Annotated in this window: 20 protein-coding genes; 13 read left to right on the top strand and 7 right to left on the bottom strand. The window is 67.8% G+C overall.

Annotated elements, in window-relative coordinates; genetic code table 11:
• Positions 1-11 precede the first annotated feature (11 nt).
• Together ABZX86_RS21960 and ABZX86_RS21965 are read right to left on the bottom strand one after the other, a co-directional pair.
• On the bottom strand, positions 12-353 hold the full coding sequence (locus ABZX86_RS21960; protein ID WP_355126151.1) for a YciI family protein: 342 nt from the start codon (positions 351-353) through the stop codon (positions 12-14).
• Positions 354-366: 13 nt separating this feature from the next.
• Entirely contained in the window at positions 367-966 is a 600-nt protein-coding gene (locus ABZX86_RS21965; RefSeq protein ID WP_355126153.1) for a dihydrofolate reductase family protein, read from the bottom strand.
• Positions 967-1,203: 237 nt separating this feature from the next.
• On the opposite strand from ABZX86_RS21965, the gene ABZX86_RS21970 reads away from it, so the two are divergent.
• Genes ABZX86_RS21970 through ABZX86_RS22010 form a run of 9 tightly spaced genes read left to right on the top strand, consistent with a single transcriptional unit; the run spans position 1,204 to position 9,592 of the window.
• Positions 1,204-2,139, top strand: a complete 936-nt coding sequence (locus ABZX86_RS21970) for a fatty acid desaturase (RefSeq protein ID WP_355126155.1) — start codon at positions 1,204-1,206, stop codon at positions 2,137-2,139.
• 42 nt (positions 2,140-2,181) lie between these two features.
• Positions 2,182-2,439, top strand: a complete 258-nt coding sequence (locus ABZX86_RS21975; protein WP_355126157.1) for an acyl carrier protein — start codon at positions 2,182-2,184, stop codon at positions 2,437-2,439.
• A 2-nt stretch (positions 2,440-2,441) separates the two neighbouring features.
• On the top strand, positions 2,442-3,341 hold the full coding sequence (locus ABZX86_RS21980; RefSeq protein WP_355126159.1) for a cyclopropane-fatty-acyl-phospholipid synthase family protein: 900 nt from the start codon (positions 2,442-2,444) through the stop codon (positions 3,339-3,341).
• Positions 3,338-4,582, top strand: a complete 1,245-nt coding sequence (locus ABZX86_RS21985; RefSeq protein ID WP_355126161.1) for a cytochrome P450 — start codon at positions 3,338-3,340, stop codon at positions 4,580-4,582. The genes ABZX86_RS21980 and ABZX86_RS21985 overlap by 4 nt, the downstream gene beginning before the upstream one ends.
• Positions 4,579-5,319, top strand: coding sequence for an alpha/beta fold hydrolase (locus tag ABZX86_RS21990; protein WP_355126163.1), 741 nt, complete (start codon positions 4,579-4,581; stop codon positions 5,317-5,319). The genes ABZX86_RS21985 and ABZX86_RS21990 overlap by 4 nt, the downstream gene beginning before the upstream one ends.
• Before the next feature lie 9 nt (positions 5,320-5,328).
• Positions 5,329-7,098 (top strand): fatty acyl-AMP ligase, encoded by a 1,770-nt coding sequence (locus ABZX86_RS21995; protein ID WP_355126165.1) that lies wholly within the window; start codon positions 5,329-5,331, stop codon positions 7,096-7,098.
• A gap of 2 nt (positions 7,099-7,100) precedes the next feature.
• A complete protein-coding gene (locus tag ABZX86_RS22000; protein WP_355126167.1) occupies positions 7,101-7,541 on the top strand; it encodes a PaaI family thioesterase in 441 nt (146 codons plus the stop codon).
• Between the two features lie 2 nt (positions 7,542-7,543).
• A complete protein-coding gene (locus ABZX86_RS22005) occupies positions 7,544-8,752 on the top strand; it encodes a cytochrome P450 (RefSeq protein ID WP_355126169.1) in 1,209 nt (402 codons plus the stop codon).
• 15 nt (positions 8,753-8,767) lie between these two features.
• Positions 8,768-9,592: an alpha/beta fold hydrolase gene (locus tag ABZX86_RS22010; protein WP_355126171.1), complete on the top strand. Its 825-nt coding sequence runs from the start codon at positions 8,768-8,770 to the stop codon at positions 9,590-9,592.
• A gap of 5 nt (positions 9,593-9,597) precedes the next feature.
• Here ABZX86_RS22010 and ABZX86_RS22015 read toward each other — a convergent pair whose 3' ends face one another.
• Positions 9,598-11,082, bottom strand: coding sequence for an alpha/beta hydrolase (locus ABZX86_RS22015; RefSeq protein ID WP_355126173.1), 1,485 nt, complete (start codon positions 11,080-11,082; stop codon positions 9,598-9,600).
• A 463-nt stretch (positions 11,083-11,545) separates the two neighbouring features.
• Positions 11,546-12,508, bottom strand: coding sequence for a LysR substrate-binding domain-containing protein (locus ABZX86_RS22020; RefSeq protein WP_355126175.1), 963 nt, complete (start codon positions 12,506-12,508; stop codon positions 11,546-11,548).
• 53 nt (positions 12,509-12,561) lie between these two features.
• On the opposite strand from ABZX86_RS22020, the gene ABZX86_RS22025 reads away from it, so the two are divergent.
• A complete protein-coding gene (locus tag ABZX86_RS22025; protein ID WP_355126177.1) occupies positions 12,562-13,455 on the top strand; it encodes a serine hydrolase in 894 nt (297 codons plus the stop codon).
• Here the strand turns inward: ABZX86_RS22025 and ABZX86_RS22030 are convergent.
• Positions 13,425-14,678 (bottom strand): TetR/AcrR family transcriptional regulator, encoded by a 1,254-nt coding sequence (locus ABZX86_RS22030; RefSeq protein ID WP_355126179.1) that lies wholly within the window; start codon positions 14,676-14,678, stop codon positions 13,425-13,427. The genes ABZX86_RS22025 and ABZX86_RS22030 overlap by 31 nt on opposite strands.
• 164 nt (positions 14,679-14,842) lie before the next feature.
• Between ABZX86_RS22030 and ABZX86_RS22035 the strand changes: the two genes are divergently transcribed.
• The 3 genes from ABZX86_RS22035 (at position 14,843) to ABZX86_RS22045 (ending at position 15,978) form a co-directional block, all read left to right on the top strand.
• Positions 14,843-15,154 (top strand): hypothetical protein, encoded by a 312-nt coding sequence (locus tag ABZX86_RS22035; protein ID WP_355126181.1) that lies wholly within the window; start codon positions 14,843-14,845, stop codon positions 15,152-15,154.
• A 111-nt stretch (positions 15,155-15,265) separates the two neighbouring features.
• Positions 15,266-15,850 carry a TetR/AcrR family transcriptional regulator gene (locus ABZX86_RS22040; RefSeq protein ID WP_355126183.1) on the top strand — a complete coding sequence of 195 codons (585 nt, stop codon included), beginning with the start codon at positions 15,266-15,268 and terminating at the stop codon, positions 15,848-15,850.
• Positions 15,847-15,978, top strand: a complete 132-nt coding sequence (locus tag ABZX86_RS22045; RefSeq protein WP_355126185.1) for a hypothetical protein — start codon at positions 15,847-15,849, stop codon at positions 15,976-15,978. Before ABZX86_RS22040 ends, ABZX86_RS22045 begins: the two co-directional genes overlap by 4 nt.
• Positions 15,979-16,009: 31 nt before the next feature.
• Here the strand turns inward: ABZX86_RS22045 and ABZX86_RS22050 are convergent, their stop codons facing one another.
• Both ABZX86_RS22050 and ABZX86_RS22055 read right to left on the bottom strand, forming a co-directional pair.
• On the bottom strand, positions 16,010-16,630 hold the full coding sequence (locus tag ABZX86_RS22050) for a TetR/AcrR family transcriptional regulator (protein WP_355126187.1): 621 nt from the start codon (positions 16,628-16,630) through the stop codon (positions 16,010-16,012).
• A 69-nt stretch (positions 16,631-16,699) separates the two neighbouring features.
• The gene (locus ABZX86_RS22055) at positions 16,700-17,674 is read right to left on the bottom strand and encodes a hypothetical protein (RefSeq protein ID WP_355126189.1); all 975 of its coding nucleotides are present in this window, start codon (positions 17,672-17,674) and stop codon (positions 16,700-16,702) included.
• Between the last annotated feature and the right edge of the window lie 113 nt (positions 17,675-17,787).

The raw sequence follows: 17,787 nt of genomic DNA on the forward strand, positions 1-17,787 counted from the left end.
GGTCCGGCATATCAGCCATCCTGCATCGGCCGCACCTCGATCGGCAGCGTGACCACGCGGGCCAGTCGCCGTCCCCACTCCAGCGCCTCGTCGAGATCGGCCGCCCGGATCACGGTGAACCCGCCGATCTGCTCCTTGCCCTCCGCATACGGGCCGTCGGTAATGAGCACCTCCGACCCACTGGCCCGCAGCACGGTGGCGGTGCTCGGCGGATGCAATCCGGCGGCGAAAACCCACGCCCCCGCCGCGCGCATCTCGTCATTGAGCGCCGCGAGATCGCGCATGATCTCGTCCAGATTGTCGGGCGGATCGGTTTCGGCGGGCTGATAGATGCTGAGCAGATACTGCTTCAACGCTGCTCCCCTCTCAACGCTGCTCCTCTCCGGTGGGCCGATAGGTCGCGATGGTCACGCCGGTCGTGGTGGTGACACTGTCGGACACCCGCAATCGCCCGAGCTCCACGCCGTCGAACAGCCGCTGGCCGCTCCCGAGCACCAGCGGATGGATCTGCAGCAGGTACTCGTCGATCATGCCCGCCCGCATGAGCGAACGCAGCAGATCACCGCTGCCGAGCATGACCAGATCGAGCTCCGGGTGCTCGGCCCGCAGCCCCCGCACCGCATCCACCGCCTCACCGGACAGCAGTGTCGAGTTCTGCCACGGCAGCGGTTCGGTGAGCGTGCGGGACGCCACGTACTTCTCGGTCTTGTCGAGGATCTGGCTGAACGGATTATCGGTCCGCCCCGGCCACACCCCGTAGAAGTCCTGATAGGTCCGCCGGCCGAAGAGCAGTGCCCCGCTGTGTGTGGCCCAGTGCGCGGCCACGGCCCGCCCCTGCTCCGGATCGGCATACGGCAGCGCCCACCCGCCGTGCGTGAATCCGTTCCGCGTGTCCTCATCGGCCCGCCCCGGCGACTGCATGACGCCGTCCAGGGTGACGCTGACAACCGCGACGATCTTGCCCATGTTCGCTCCTTCGGAAGTGCCCGGCACGCCACCGGGCTGCACCCTCTACACGAACGGCCGGCCGCGAATACGACAGTGCGCCGAAAATCGGCGCGGCAGCATTGCATCCAGCCCGTCGATCAACGATTCCGATGCTGCGATCGACAGCATTGCGCGACCGGGTGGCGCGGCCCGGCCCGCTGTTACGTTCGGTTCGTCGGCTGGTAGCCGGTACTCATCAGGGTTTGGACGGGTGCGATGACTGAGGTTGACGAGAATCCCACGCCGCGCAGGAAGACGATCAGCAATCCGTATATCCACCGATTGCAACGCCGGCATTTCCTCCTGTTCGATGTGCTTCCTATCATCGGCACCGTGGCGGCCTTCGCCTTCCTGGCGGTTCGCCCGTTCGGTGTCGTCGAATTCGCGCTGTTGTTCGCCATGTGGCTGATCACCGGCCTGGGCGTGACGGTCGGGTATCACCGGCTCTTCACCCACCGGACCTTCAAGGCCGCGCCGTGGGTCGCCGCGCTGCTGGCGATCCTGGGTTCGATGGCCGGACAGGGCGGTGTGGTGTCGTGGGTCGCGCTGCACCGGCGGCATCACGAATTCAGTGATCGCGAGGGAGATCCGCACTCGCCCAACCTTTCCGGCGGCGGCTTCACCGGTGCGGTACGCGGACTGGCGCATTCGCACTTCCTGTGGATGCGCCGCCACGAATACCCGAATATCGTGCACTACGCACCGGATCTGATCAAAGATCGCAAACTGGTGCGGGTGGCCCGGCTGTACTACTACTGGGTGGCGTTGGGGCTGCTGATTCCGGCGGTCATCGGCGGGCTGGTCACCATGAGCTGGACCGGCGCCGTGAGCGGGCTGCTCTGGGGCGGCTTCGTCCGCATATTCCTGCTGGAACACATTGTGTGGGCGATCAATTCATTCCTGCACATGTTCGGCACCCGCCCGTACGAGTCCCGGGAGAACAGCCACAACGGCGGCGTATTCGCCCTCGTGACGCTGGGGGAGTCGTGGCACAACAATCACCACGCCTTCCCGGATTCGCCCTCGTTCGGGTTGGACTGGTACCGGCTCGACCCCGGCTACTGGCTCATCAGAGCGCTTGCCGTGACCGGCCTCGCCTGGGATCTGAAGGTGCCGACCACGGCGCGCGTGGCCGCCAAACGTGTTGCCTGAGCACACACCGTCCTGAAAAGCATTGCCCGAGAGAGGCTCACAGTGGATACGAGTAAAGAAGCGATCGTCGGCTGGTGCCAGGAGTACCTGGCGAATCTGCTGGAGGTACCCGCCGCCTCGATCGACCCGGCCACCGACTTCGACCGTCTCGGCATCGATTCGGCGCTCGCCGTGGCGCTGCTGATCGAGGTCGAGGAGCGCTACGGCGTCGACCTGTCACCGGAGGACCTGTACGAGAACCCGACGCTCGATGCGGTGGCGAACCACCTGCACGAGCAGACCTCGAGAAACGTGGCCTGAGCATGGTCACGATCGATGCCGGGCGAACCGATGCCGCGGCCGCCGCGATCCGCCACCACTACGATATCGGCAACGAGTTCTATCGGCTCTGGCTGGACCGTTCGCTGAGCTACTCGTGCGCACTGCGCGAAACAGCCGATGACACACTGGAACTCGCGCAGGAGAATAAGCTGCGCCATCACCTGAATGCCATCGACGCCGGCAGTGCCCGCGCGGTGCTCGATATCGGCTGCGGCTGGGGTGCGGTGCTGCAGCGGCTCTCCGGGCGGCACGGCGTGGCCCGATCGGTCGGCCTCACTCTCAGTGCGGAGCAGGCGGAATACGTTCGGGCCCAGCAGTACTCCGGCGTCGAAGTACTGGTCGAGGACTGGCTGCACTACCGGCCCGAGGAGAAGTTCGACGGGATCATCTCCATCGGCGCGTTCGAGCACTTCGCCCGGCCCGACGATTCCGCCGAGGAGAAGATCCGCGTCTACCGGGAGTTCTTCTCGCGTTGCCGGGAGTGGCTCACCCCGGACGGCGCGCTCTCGCTGCAGACCATCGCCTACGCGAATATGAATGCCGCACAGGCGAATACCTTCATGAAGCAGGAAATCTTCCCCGATGCCGAACTGCCGACCCTGAGTGAGATCACGGCCGCGGCGGACGGCCTGTTCGAAGTCTGCGCGATCAGCAACGGCCGCCTGGACTATGCCTGGACCTGTGCGGAATGGGCGCGCCGGCTCAAGGCCGAGCGACCGGCGGCCACCGAACTGGTCGGCGCCGAGGCGGTGGCCCGCTACGAGCGCTATCTCAAGCTGTCCGCCATGGGGTTTCGGATGGGCAAGATCACGCTGTACCGGCTGGTGCTGCGTCCGTATCGGAGCGAATACTTCGCCGCCCGGGGAGATCGGGTCGCATGACGGTGGCGGCTTCCGATCCGGCCCGCCGCGTCCGGTTCAACCCGTTCAGCGCCGAATTCCGGCGTGACCCCTACCCGATGTACCGGGAACTGCGCGCGAACACGCCGGTGCACAAGACCCTCGGCATGTGGGTGCTGACCCGGCATGCCGATGTGAAGACCGTGCTGCTCGACCGCTCCTTCAGCGCCGGGCTGATCCCGCAACTGGTCAGTGCGCAGGCCGAACGGCTGGGGCAGGGCGAGGTGGCCCGCATCGAGCGGCTGGGCCGCAAGTCGCTGGTATTCACCGACAATCCGGATCACGCCCGGCTGCGCGGGCTGGTGAACCGGGTGTTCACGGCGGCGGCGGCGGTGGCCGAGTTGCGCCCGGTGGCGACCGATATCGCCGGCCGGCTGATGACCTCCGCCCGGGCCGCAGGTGGCCTGGACGTGATCGCCGATTTCGCTGCCCCGCTGCCCATTTCGGTGCTGTGCGAATGGATGGCGCTGCCGGAGGAGCTGCGTGCGCGAGTCGGACCGTGGACGCACGACATTCGATTCCTGCTGGAACCGGGACTGATGAAGGCCGCCGATTTCGCGCGGGTGCGCGAGGTGGTCGAGGAGTTCGCGGCCGCACTGGACGAGGTGCTGGCGCAGCGCCGCAAACAGCCGGGCGCCGATCTGATCAGCCGATTGCTCGCCGCGCGTACCACCGGCGGCGATGTATTGAGCGATGAGGAACTGGTTTTCGTCTGCCTCATGTGTTTTGTGGCGGGCAATGAGACCACAAAATCGCTGATCGGCAATGGGACCCTGGCGCTACTGCGGCATCCGGCGCAGGCGGCAAAGCTCCGGAGTACGCCCGATGCGGTGAAATCCGTTGTGGTGGAGGCACTCCGATACGACAGCCCGCTGCAACTGACCAAACGCCTGGCGACCCGCGATGTCGAGATCGGCGGCCGGATCATCCGCACGGGCGATCAGGTGCTGGTGTGCCTGGGCGCGGCCAACCGCGATCCCGAAATCTTCGAGCGCCCGGACGAATTCGACCTGACCCGCGATGCGTCCGGCCATCTCGCCTTCGGGCACGGAATGCACGGTTGTCTCGGCGGGCAACTGGCCGAACTGGTGGCCGAGGTCGCCTTCGCGCACCTGGGCGCGGTCGACCTCGAACCGCTCACCGATGAATTCGACTGGCAGGAGCACAGTTTCATCGTCCGAGGTTTGCAGAGCCTGCCCGTGGCGATCCGGAGTGCGGCATGACCCAGGTCGAGCCGGGTACTCGGAACTGGCTGCGCTACAGCGCCGATACCGCGGCCGTGCGACTGATCTGCCTGCCGCACGCCGGTGCGGGAGCCTCGTCCTTCAATCGGTGGCTGGAGTTGTTCCCGGCGGAGATCTCGCCGATCCGCGTCCAATTGCCGGGCCGGGAGGATGCGGCCCGCGAACCGGCCCTGCGCCGCGTACCCGAGGCGGTCGCCGGATTGCTTTCCCAGCTCACCGTTTTCGAGCGGGAGCCGCTGGCCGTGTACGGCCACAGCATGGGTGCGCTGGTCGCCTACGAACTGGCCCGCGCGCTGGCCGCCGCCGGAACACCGGTTGTGCACCTGTTCGTCTCCGGCCGCCGCGCACCGCAATTGCGCGCCAGTCGCCCGCCCATCCACGATCTGCCGGAAGCGGAGTTCGCCGCCGCCCTCGCCGGTATGAACGCGTGGGGCGAGGCCGGTCGCAGCTCGGCCTTCCTGCGTTACGCCCTCCCGCTGACCAGGGCTGATCTCGAACTGTCCGAGGAGTACACCCATCACGCGCAGCCGCGGCTGACCTGTCCGATCACCGTCTTCCACGGCACCGAGGACCCGATGCTCGACAGCAGCGAGGCCGCCGCGTGGCAGCAGCTCTCCGACGGCCCGTTTGCGCTGCACGAATTCCCGGGCGACCACCTCTTCCACCACCGGCACCGCGCCGCCATAGCGGCGCGCATGGCCGAGGCCGTGCAGTAAGGAACCGAGATGCCGCAGATGCCGCCGCCCACAGCGCTTCCCGAACCCACAGCGCTTCCCGGGCCCACAGTGCTTCCCGGGCCCACAGTGCTTCCCGATATCCTGCGCGAGCGCGCCTCCGCCGAGCCGGACCGCACGGCCTACATCTTCCTCGACGACACGGGGGAGGAGACCGCCGCACTCACGTACGGTCAATTGCATGCCGCTGCGCTGGGTGTGGCGCAGGAGCTCGCGTCACGCTGCGCACCGGGCGATCGTGCGCTGCTGGTCTTTCCGCAGTGTCTGGAATTCATCGTCGCCTATTTCGGCTGCCTCTATGCGGGCGTCATCGCGGTACCGCTGAATCCGCCACGCCGCAATCGGATTCAGGACGCTACCCGATCCGTCGTGCAGGATTGCGCACCGGCCGCGGTGCTGAGCCTGGAACTCTTCCTGGCACCGCTGCGGGCCGTGCTGGAGCCGCTGTGCGCCGCCACCCACTGGCTCGCGGTCGACGGGATGCCCGCAGCCGCACCGGGATTCGAACCGTTCGCCGCAGCCCTCGGCGACGTGGCCTTCCTGCAGTACACCTCGGGTTCGACGGCAGCGCCCAAGGGCGTCATGGTCACGCACGGGAATCTGATGGCCAATGAGGAGATGATCCGCCGGGGCTTCGGCCACGATCGCGATTCCACCGTGGTCGGCTGGGCGCCGTTCTTCCACGATCAGGGCCTGATCGGCAATGTGCTGCAACCGCTTTACGTCGGAGCGACCAGCATTGTGATGTCACCGGCCACCTTCATCCGCCGACCGCTGCTGTGGCTGTCCACCATCACCCGGTATCGCGCGCACACCAGCGGTGGCCCCAACTTCGCCTTCGAGGCGTGTGTCGGGCGAGCCGCCGCCGGACCGGTTCCGGAACTGGACCTGAGCAGCTGGAAGGTCGCGTTCAACGGCGCCGAGCCGATCCGGCCGGACACCCTGCGGCGCTTCGAGGAAACCTTTGCGCCGCACGGATTCAGCACCGGCGCGTGGTACCCGTGCTACGGGCTGGCCGAGGCCACACTGCTCGTCAGCGGCAGCACGCCGGGCCGCGGCCGGCGACTGCTCGAGGTGGACGTCGAGGCGCTGGGCGAGCGCCGGTACGTCGACGCCACCGGAGCACGGACCAAGACCCTGGTCGGCTCCGGGCACGTGCTGCCGGGCGAAGACGTGCGCATCATCGACCCCGAGTCCGGCGAGCAGTGTCCGCCGGATCGGGTGGGTGAGATCTGGGTCGCGGGCGGCCATGTGGCGCAGGGGTACTGGCGGAACGAGACCGCCACCGAACTGACCTTCCGCCCCGGCGGAAAGTACTTGCGCACAGGTGATCTGGGCCTGCTGCTCGACGGTGAGCTGTACGTCGTCGGCAGATCCAAGGATCTGGTCATCATTCGCGGCCGCAACTACTACCCCCAGGACATCGAGCAGACCGTGCAGGCCGCCCATCCGGCGTTGCGGGCCGGTGCCGGCGCGGCATTCGCGATCGACGGACCGGAGGGCGAAAAGCTGGTGGTGATCCAGGAGGTCCGGCGCACCGCCGACGCCGATCCCGCCGATATCGCCGCCGACATCAAGGCCGCCGTCCTGCGTGAACACGAACTCGCACTCGCCGATCTGGTGCTGACCGCGCCGGATGAGGTGCAGCGCACCAGCAGCGGCAAGATCATGCGGTCCGCCGCCCGGAAACGCTATCTGGCCAAGGAATTCGAGCTGTGGACCCCGCAGGTCGAAGCACTCACCGACGCACCGAGGAGCTGAGCATGTCGAGCTGGCAGGCACCGAATCCGCATTTCGCGCAGGCAGTCGAGGGCGCTGTGCTCAGCATGCCCGCGGCCCGGCACCTCGGTTTCGAGTTCGGCCGCGTGGCCGCGGGCGAGGTCGAGATCGTGCAGCCGTTCCGGGTGGAACTCACCCAGCACAACGGCTATTTCCAGGGCGGCGTGCTCGGTTCGCTCGCCGACTTCGCCGCAGGATCCGCCGCGGGCACCCTGCTGCAGCCGGGCTGGGTGAATATGACCATCGACTACACGGTGAAGATCCTCGCCCCCGCCAAGGGCAAGCAGATCGTGGCCCGCGGCCGGGTGCTCAAGCCCGGCGCCCTCATCACCTCCGCGGCCGCGGACGTCTACTCGGTCGAGGACGAGGGCGAAATCCTCTGTGCCACCGCCCTGGTCACCATGCGCAATGTAAAGCTGGGGTAGCCGTGAGCGCCGCGCCCTTCGCCTTCGACCTGTTCGCACCGGGTTTCGCGGAGGACCCCTATCCGGACTATGCCCGGCTGCGCGCCGAAGCTCCGGTGCACGAGCATCCACTCGGCTTCTGGATCCTGTCCAGGCATGCGGATGTGGCTGCGCTACAGCGTTCTTCGCATTCGGTCGACGAGGCCAATCTGACCCGGCTGCCCGCGTGGAAGAGCGACAGCGCCACCCTCGGCAAGGCGAACCGGATCATGCGGGGACAATCCATCCTCGATCAGGATCCGCCCGATCACACCCGCCTGCGCCGCCTGATGGCCCAGGCGTTCACCCGCCGCGCGGTGGCGGACCGGCAGCCGAGCATCGTGGCCTACGTGGAGGCCGCGCTGGACCGCATTGCGGAGGCGGGCAGCGCCGATATCGTTGCCGAACTGGCCTTCCCGCTGCCCTTCGCGATCATCTCGGAGATGCTCGGCATTCCGGTGGTGGAGAGCACCCGGGTGCGCGAACTGACCGCGCTCATGGTGCTCTCACTCGAACCGCTCGCCGATCCCGGCCTGCAGACGCGCATCCGGGCCGCCAGCGAAGAATTGCGTGCCATGATCGGCGAGTTCGTCCAGTGGAAGCGCACGCACCCCGGCGACGACCTGCTGACCGCGCTGATCAGCGCCGAGCACGACGGTGACGCACTGACCGAGGACGAGCTGATCGCCCAGGTCATGCTGCTGTACGTGGCCGGGCACGAGACGACCGTCAACCACCTGTCCGGTGGCCTGCTCGCCCTGCTCAACCATCCCGGGCAGGCCGCGCTGCTGCGCTCCGAGCCCGCCCTCGCGGTGAACGCGGTGGACGAGCTGCTGCGCTACGACTCCCCGGTCCACCTCATGCGCCGCATCACGGTCGAGCCGCTGATCGTCGGCGATATCGAAATCCCCTCCGGCAGCTGGGTGCTCGCCTGTATTGCCGCCGCGAATCGGGATGCCGAATTCTGGGGCGCGGATGCGGACGAACTCCGTATCAACCGGCCCAATGCCGCGCAGCACGGCTCGTTCGGCGCCGGCGCCCACCACTGCCTGGGTGCGGCACTGGTCCGGCTGGAGGGCAGTGCCACCTTCGCCGCCTTCGTGCGGCGCTTCCCCCAGGCGCTTGTCGAGGAAGTGCGGTGGAACGGCCGCATCAATGTGCGCGGTCCCGCGCAACTGATAGTCACGGTATAGCCGAGGAGTCTGCCCATGCCGATCGCCCATCTCGACGGCGTCCCGATCGCATACTCCGACACCGGGATTCCGCCCGGACATCCGGATGCCCAGACCCTGGTCTTCGGGCACGGGCTGCTGTTCGGCGGCTGGATGTTCGAACCGCAGATCCAGGTGCTGCGCGGCCGGTACCGGTGCATCACCATCGACTGGCGCGGTCAGGGCGAAACACCGCCCACCGCAGGCGATTACGATATGGATACCCTCACTGCGGATGCCGCGGGCCTGATCGGTCTGCTCGCGGTCGCCCCGGTGCACTGGGTGGGCCTGTCCATGGGCGGCTTCGTCGGCCAGCGTCTGGCCGCCCGCCACCCCGAACTGCTGCGCTCCCTGATCCTGCTGGATACCAGTGCGGGTCAAGAAGATCCGGCCAAGATCGGTGAGTACAAGCGCCTCGCCATCGCCTTGCGCCTGGTCGGATTCCGGGCGATCCAGGGCCAGGTCGAACCGCACATGTTCGGCTCGGTCTTCCGCAGTGCGCCGCAGAGCGGGCCGATCATCCGGGACTGGTCCGCCCGCCTGCGCCGCCATGATCGTGCGGCCATCGGCAAAGCCGTGCTCGCCGTGGCCGATCGCACATCGGTGGAACACGAGCTCTCGGCCATCGCCCATCCCACCCTGGTGGTGGTCGGCGCCGACGACCGGGCGACTCCACCGCTGCGCGCCCGCCAGATCGCCGACCGCATTCCGGATGCCCGGCTGCACATTATCGAAGACTGCGGCCACACAAGCACTCTCGAACAGCCCGCCGCCGTCACCGCGGTGCTCGAGGAATTCCTGGCCGCCGTAGCGGCCAGGTGACCGCATCAGCCGCAGTGCGTGTCGGGCGGCAGCGCACCGCTGAGAAAGTAGTTCTCGACTGTGCGCCCCACACAGTCACCCGTGATGGGCACCCCGTGACCGACGCCCTCGACGGTGATCAAGGCCGACCGTGACCCGAGGGCGGCGCGCATGGCCTGTGCTCCGGCATAGGCGGTGGACGGGTCGCCGGTGTTGTTGACCAGCAATACCTTTGCCGGACCGGTCGAACTGATCGTGACCGCCGGTTCGAGCGGCTTCGACCAGAATGCGCACGGCCAGATATCCACTGGGGATCCGCCGGTGAGGGGATAGCGCCGCAGATTGCCGGTCACCGCGGCGGCGTACTGCGCCGGATCGGCGGGCCAGGCGGTATCACCGCAGAGCACCGCATCCTGACTGCTCACGAAATTGTCCGGGAACACCCGCGCCACAGGCAGTCCGGACAGCGCCGCCGCCGGCAGATTCCGCGTGGCCGCACCGCTGATCAATCCGGCCATCAATGGAAAGTACCGGGGCTGTTCGAGAAGCGACTGCACGCCCAGCAGCAGCGCATTACCGGTGAGAGTGTGGTCACCGACCGTCAGCGGTGTCGTGTTCAATGCACTGCTCGTCGCCAGGGTCGTGCTGCGGACCTCGTCCGCGGTACTGCCGAGGTGATAGTCGCCGTCCCGCTCGGCCGCCCACCGTGCGAACCAGGGGAAGGCCTGATCGACTGCGAGTCCCTTGTTTTCGATACCGTCGCGCACGCCGCCCGGCGGGTCCACGCTATTGAGCAGCACTCGATCGGCGTGATCCGGGAACAGGCTGACGTAGACCGCGCCGACATAGGTGCCGTACGAGACTCCGGTGTACGAGATCTTGTCATCACCGAGCGCGGTCCGGAACCGGTCGATATCGCGCGCGATATTCGCGGTGGTGACGTGCGGCAGTACCGTCCCGCCGTGCTGCAGGCAGGCATCGGCGATGCGATGCGCGCGGGCGATGTCCGCGGTGATGTCCCCGTCCGGCGCCGGATACGGCACACCCACCAGCGCCTGCCGATCGGATTCGTCGATACCGCACCGAATCGGGGAGCTGCCGGCCATTCCGCGATAGTCCAGGCCGTACAGATCGAAGTGATCGCGCACAGCCGCCGGCAGCGTGGTGAGCGCCTCGCTGGGCAGGTCCAGCCCGGGTTCACCGGGCCCGCCCTGGCCGATGATCAGATCCCCGAGATGCTCGCCCGGTGTGCTGGTCTGCAGGCGTGAAACGGTCAGCTGCAACGTGTCTGCGCCGGGGTGGGAATAGTCCACCGGCACAGTTATTTTCGCGCACTGCTGACCGGGGTCCACCACGACCGGAGCGGTGGTCGTACCGGCGGCGGGCGGTGGGCACGATCCCCAGGCCAGTGTGGGTGCGCCGCCCCCGTCCGTGGCCGAACATCCCGCAGTCACCAGCAGCACACCGGTGAGTGCCGCCACCACCCGAACACCGGTCCCGATCCGCATCATGTATCCCACGGTGCACCAGGGGAATACGCCCTCGGAACCACCCGGAGGCCGAGGCGGCGAGTCCCATTCCCACCCGCCCTCCGCCCGGGGGTGGAGGCGCCCGCGCCGCGCCGACGGTCGGGCGCTGTCCGCCGCCGCGCGGGCGGAGGCTACCCTGGTAGTCAGGGACGGGGATATCCGTGCACTTCTCGGTGACGGGTGACAGCGCTGACATGCGCCGTTGATACCCTCCTCCGGGCAATACCCCGTCTAGGTATTAATCACCAACGAATGTCATAGGAGATCGCGTGTGTCAGCGGATCGTCTGCCAGAGCTGCGGTAAGCCCTCCTTCCAGGGCTGTGGCGAGCACGTCGAGGAAGTACTCGGCGATGTGCCTGTCGCGCAGCGTTGTTCGTGCTCGAACCCGGTGTCGGGATCTACCAGCCGGGGGCTGTTCAGCCGGCAGTGAATCACCGGTGGTGATCAGTTCCGTAGGTGCGGCGTGTAGACGACGGACCACGGAGCTGCCGCACCCGGCGCGGCCAGTGGGGTGCGCGCGCTATCCCCGGCGACCACCCGGGTGGCGAGTTCGGCGAATCGAGCAGCCGCCGGATGGGTGCCGGTACTCGGCCACACCATGGACAGGCGACGGCGCAGTGGGCGGCCCGCGAGCGGCCGCCATGCCACTCTGGGCTCACGGCGTGCGGTCGACTCCTGATCGAGAGCCACTCCGTGCCCGGCCAGCACCAGGCCGAGCAGAAATTCCGGATTCCGCGCGTGCCGAATGCGAGCGGGCACAAAACCGTGCTCACGGCAGCGTTCCAGCAGCAGATCGTGCCAGTCGGGTGCGGTTTCGCGAGGGAAGAGCACCAGATCGTGCCCGGTGAGGTCGGCGAGCTCGACCTCGGCCGACCGCGCGAGCGGTGCGGTGCGCGGCAGTACGACGCCCAGCGGCTGTTCGACGCCGCTGCCGTGCTGCAGGTCGGGCCGGCCGATCGGATGGTCCACCATCCCCACATCCAGGCTCGAGGTATCGAGCATTCGAAGCTGTTCCGCTGTGGTCAATTCCAGTAGATCCACTGTGAGCCCGGGTATTTCGGCGTCGATTCGACTCAGTAGCGCATGCAGCACGGGCGCGGCGAGATCCGGCGGCACCCCGGCGCGCAGCGTCCCGAGATCGCCCTCACGCGCCTTGCGCATGACAGCGCGCAATCGTTCCTCGGCGGCGAGCATGCGCCGCGCTTCGTCGATCAGCAGGCTGCCCGCGACGGTGAGCTCCACCCGCCGGTGCGAACGGTCGAACAGTGGCGCCCCGAGCTCACGTTCGAGCCGCTTAATCGACTGGCTGAGCGGCGGCTGCGCCATCCCGAGCAGCTCGGCGGCCCGGCCGAAATGCAGCTCGTCGGCGACGACCAGGAAGTAGCGCAGGTGCCGGGCCAAATCCACCCGGCAACGATAGGGCATCCGGGATCAGGCGCGCCTGCGGCTACCGTGATCGGGTGGCGGCAGCGGAACGAATTCGAGAAACCTTCGCGGCGATTCCGGTCCGGGGGTGGCTGCATGCCGTCGATATCGACAGCGGTCGCGAGATCGCGGTGGACGCCGGTGAACAGGTGGTGATCGCCTCGATCTTCAAAATCCTGGTGGCACTCGAATTCTGCCGGCAGTGCGTGGCCGGGCAGCTGGATCCGACCGAGCGGGTGCTGGTGCGCGCCGACGATCGGCTGGGCGGCTGGGGTACCGCGGGCTGTCAGGACGATATCGAGATATCACTGCGTGACCTGGCGTTCTTCGCAATGTCGGTGAGCGACAATACCGCCGCGGACCTCCTCCTGCGCCGGATCGGCACGGATACGCCCGCCCTGCTGGCCGCCGAACTCGGCCTGGATCGCACCCGCGTGATCGGCGGGCCGCGCGAATTGCTGGAATCCATGCTCGCCGATGTGGGCGCGGCCGACGGAGGTGAATTCGCCCGGATCTATCCCACGCTCACCCGGGCGCAGGTGTCGACCATGCGCGTCTTCCGGCCGGACCACACCACCTCGAGCACCCCGCGTGAGATCACCGATCTGCTCGCCCGGATCTGGCGGGACGAGGCCGGTGTGCCCGCGGCCTGCGCTGCCACTCGCGATCTGCTTCGGCGGCAAGTGTTCTGGACCCGCCTGGCCGCCGGATTCCCGGATGAGGTGCGGGTGGCCTCCAAGACCGGCACGCTCCCCGGACTGCATATGGAGGCCGGGGTGGTCGAGTACCCGGACGGCGGTCGCTATGCGGTCGCGGTATTCGCCCGCACCGAGGAGCCGGGTGCGCGGCGGATCGATGTCGATCTGGCCATGAGCCGGGCCGCCCGTGCGGCGGTCGATCAGCTCCGCATGCCCGCCGAAGTGGTCTGATCCCGATTCGCCTGAGCTCCCGGCGCATTGCCCGGTTCGTCGCCCGCGAGCCCCAGCAGCCGTGCGCCCAGTTCGAGCAGCGCCGTATCGATACCCGGCTGGGCCTGCAGGTGGGGCATGACCGCGATGTCGTTCATCACCGTCTGCGCCGCCTGCACCCGAATGCGCGCGGTGACCGCGTCCAGACCCGGATGCACCTGGATGAGCAGATGCACCCACTCCGCGATATAGGCATGCTGCGTGGACCTGGCTCGATGCCTTTCGGATTCGGGCAGGTGCATGGATTCGGAGATGAGCAGCTGGATCAGATCGGGATTCTCGAAGGCGAACCCGCCGTAGCTGTGCAGCAGGCGCAGCATGCCGTCGCGGGGATCGGCCGCCCGCGCGAACGCGCGGTTCATCTCCATCTGCAGCCACTCGTCGCCGCGGAATACCGCGGCCGTCAGGATGTCGGATTTGGCCGGGAAGTGGTTGTAGACGCTCGGGCCCGAAATGCCCACGCCGGCGCCGATTTCCTCCATGCTCACGCCCGCGAATCCGTTCCTGGCGAAGAGCCGGGTGGCCTCGGCGAGGATGGCCTCGCGGCGGGACTGCCGGGTCAGTCCGGCATGTACGGTGCGGTCGGCGGGTGTGGTCGGCAGCACGATCGGCGCATCGACGACGGCGGTGATGAGCTCTTCGATCAGCGCGATGAATGCGGGCTCGGGCAGTGAAAGACTGTGGAACGAAAAGCTGTTCGCGGTCGCCAGTGCGGACCACGCCAGTAGATCGGCTTCGGCGGGGGCGAGGCCGGGCCGGCGCTCGGTGATCAGTTCGGCGAAGCGCGCGCCGATTCGCTTGGTGGACAGCCTGATCGAGGTGCGATCGTCCTCCGGCAGCTGCCGCGATTCGCGCCGCACCAGCACTCCGACCCTGCGGTGCTGCAGGGTTGCGACCGCGATGATCGTGGGCAGGTCCGCGGCGGTCGCGGTGCGCAGCACCGACTGCATGGTTTCCAGCGCCTCGTCGACGACGGTGACGAGCAGATCCTGCTTCCCGCGAAAGTGCCGGTACAGCGCCGACGGGCCGATGGACACCGCCTCCGCGACATCGCCCATGCCGACCTTGGCATAGCCGCTCTCGTAGAAGAGGTCCGCCGCCGCCCGCAAGATCATTTGCCGCCGATTCGCGGGCCGCGTGCCGCGCACCGGGTCACCGAGGGTTCGCTCGTTCGGCCCGCTCACCGCGCCATCGCCTCCGATTCCTCGCCCGATGGCGAGCGTGTGATGTTACCGGCCGACCGGCCGCACTCGAACGTCCGGTGCGGCCTCCCGGCTCAACCGGTGGTTTTACCTCCGGTTACCGTCGAGGGTGTTCGTTCGAATTACTGTCTTTCGGAGGTAGTGACATGGCTCGAATTTCCGCTGTACCGACATCGCTGCTCGCGGCCGGTGGCCTCACCGGCGGCTTCGCGCTCGCGCAGGCCACCAAGCAGCGGCAGCTGGGCGGTGCGGTGTTCGCGGCGGGCACGGCGGCGGCATTCCCGCAGTGGCGCAAGACGATCGGCACCGGTGGCGCTGCCGCCCTGACCGGGCTGTCGATCGGCGCCATGGGCGCCTCGCATCCGCTGGCGAAGAAGATCGGCGCCTGGCCGTCGGTGGCGGTCGTCTCCAGTGTCGTCGCACTCGCGGCCTGGGCGGCTGTCGACCGCCGCGCCTGATCGCCGCGCGGCACCAGGGCTCGGCGACGGATCCGCTGACTGAACAATCGGTCAGAACTCTGCGCTAGGGTGGACTGCCGTCGAACCCTGAACACCGTGGGAAGTGAGCGAATGTCCCGTCGTACCGACATTCTGGAGGCCGCTGTCCGGGTTGTCGCCCAGCGTGGCATTCGCGGGCTGCGGGTCGAGGAGCTCGCGCAGGAGGCCGGTGTATCGACCGCGCTGATCTACTACCACTTCCGCGATCGCGCGGGCGTGGTGTCGAGCACGCTGGAGTTCATCAGCACCCGAGCCGAGCAGTACACCGAGGTGGACGCCGACCCCGAGGCCGATCCGCGCGGGCATCTCGAGCAGACCCTGCTGCGGGAGCTGCAGGACACCCCGATGATCGTCGAGAACAGCACGGCCTGGGGCGAATTGCGTGCCTCCGCCATTTTCCAGCCCGAACTCCGCGAGCAATTGCGGGCGGCCACCGCGCGGTGGACGGACTACATCGACGAACTCATCCGCACTGCGCAGCAGCACGGCAGTGTGCCGCCGGAGGTGGACTCGGGCGAGGCAGCCGAACGACTCACCGCCGCGATCGAAGGCCTGAGCATGCGCTGGCTCAGCGGATCACTGGAGCTGGATCGGGCGCGAAAGCTGCTGCGCGGTAATCTGATCGCGGAACTCGGATCCCCAGGGGAGCAGCGATGACACGACGTGCGGTGGTCAGCGGCGGCGGTACCGGAATCGGCAGGGCCGTGGCACAGCGCCTCGCCGCCTTTGCAGACACCTTCCGCCTGAACGTCATCACGGCAGTCCCCCTGCTCGGCCGCGGCTGAAATCGGCCGATCGGGCGACCTCCGCTGTGGCTCAGGCGGTTTCGCGTTCGGATTCGTTCCCGGTCCGTACGCCCAGCAGCGGCGTGAAGTCCCGGAATACGGTGGCCATATCCACGGCGTCGGGATCCAGTAGCCACTGGGTCTGCAGGCCGTCCATGACCGCGACCAGGAGTGGCGCAGCCTGTTCCGGCGTCAGGCCGCCGGGGAGTCGCTCGCCGAATTCATTGCGCAGGACGTCCGCCAGTGCAGCGCGGGCGTCTGTATAGCGTTCCTTGAAGAACTCCCGCGCGGGGTGGTCGTCGGTGACGCTCTCGCCGGCGAGAGCGGAGAAGGTCTGCACGAGGCCGCGGCGCATGGCGTTGTAGTCCACCAGTTGCTCGACATCGGCTATCCGCCAGGAGCTTTCGGACTTGGCGGGGAAGGCGGTGATATCCCAGCGGTCGCGGGCTTCGAGGACGCCGATCAGCAGCAGTTCCTTGCTGGGGAAGTAGTGCAGCAGGCCGGGCTGGGTGAGGCCGACGCGTTCGGCCACCGCGGCCAGTGATGCGCCGCGGTAGCCACGTTCGGCGATGACCTCCATCGCGGCCCGCAGGATGGTCTCCCGCCGGTCTTCCGCCTGGGCGGCCCGCCCGCCACGCTGTCGCTGCCTCACCGCACGAGCCTATCGGGATGCTCGGCGAGGTGCGTCCGGTGTGGGCCGCGCAGCGATCCCGCACGCTGCTCAGGAGGTGATATTGCTGATCGGATTGCTCCAGCTCGCATTCTGGTCGAAGAGTTCGCCGGTGCCCGAGACGAAGACGCTGTGCGCCCGGGCATCTCCGGTCAGCTGGTCCAGCAGCCAGGCCGTCGGGTAGCCCAGATAGCTGTACACCCCGCGCACACAGGGGAAGCTCGCCGCGGCGCAGTCGGGTTGTCCCTGCACATCATTGTGGTTGGCGTCGTTCACCGTGGCCCACGCCTTGGCCACCGTCTCCGGAGTCGCCTCGTAATAGGCCTGATCGGACTGCAATCCGCTCGTCTGCCACGGCTGCGCCTGGGTCGAGGGTGAGATGACGCTGTCCTGCGCGCCGTTTACGAAGAACACCGAGCCCGCCCCGATGCGGCGGGTGTCGGCGCAGATGCCGGGCAGGCAGGACAGCTGGATGGGCAGTTCGATCGGGACGGCGGTCTTGATCGCGCCACCGGAGTTGATCATGGCGTTCAGCGCGCCGACAGCGCCCTGCGAATGGCCGACGGCCCCGATCTCGCCGGGGTTCAGCTTCTGGAAGAAGATGCTCGCGGGCGTCGAGTTCTGCTGCACCAGGTAGTTCGCGGCGGCCGTGATGTCGGCGCCGGTTCCGGTGGCCTCGTTCTCGGGCGCGATCACGACGAATCCCCACGACGCCAGGTGCTGCAGCAGATACGTGTACTGGTGCGGCAGTGCAAGGGTGCCGTCACCCCAGGTGATGATCGGATGCCGGAAACCCTTGGCGCCCAGATCGGTTGGGTACCACACGTCGTAGGCCGCGCCGGTGGTGTCGCAACACGCGAAGGCGTGCTGGGCGGTCACCTGCCACGGTCCGGGCGCGCTGTAGCCGGACTCGATGGTTCCGGTGGCCTGTTCGCTCGGCACGGCTGTCGCGGTCGCCGCCGCGGTAGTCGCGAGGCAGGTGGCGGCAGCCAGCGCTGCCAGTGTGCGGGTCAGTGTGTGGGCCATGGGATTCCTTTCACGCCCACAGAGCATGCAGACTGCCCACCCAACTACCGAGTATTAAGTAGGAGTCGTTATAAGACTGTTATTACGATGGAAACGCTTTTCGATCATCGGCC

The organism is Nocardia sp. NPDC006630 (assembly GCF_040611495.1).
Taxonomy (GTDB): Bacteria; Actinomycetota; Actinomycetes; order Mycobacteriales; family Mycobacteriaceae; genus Nocardia.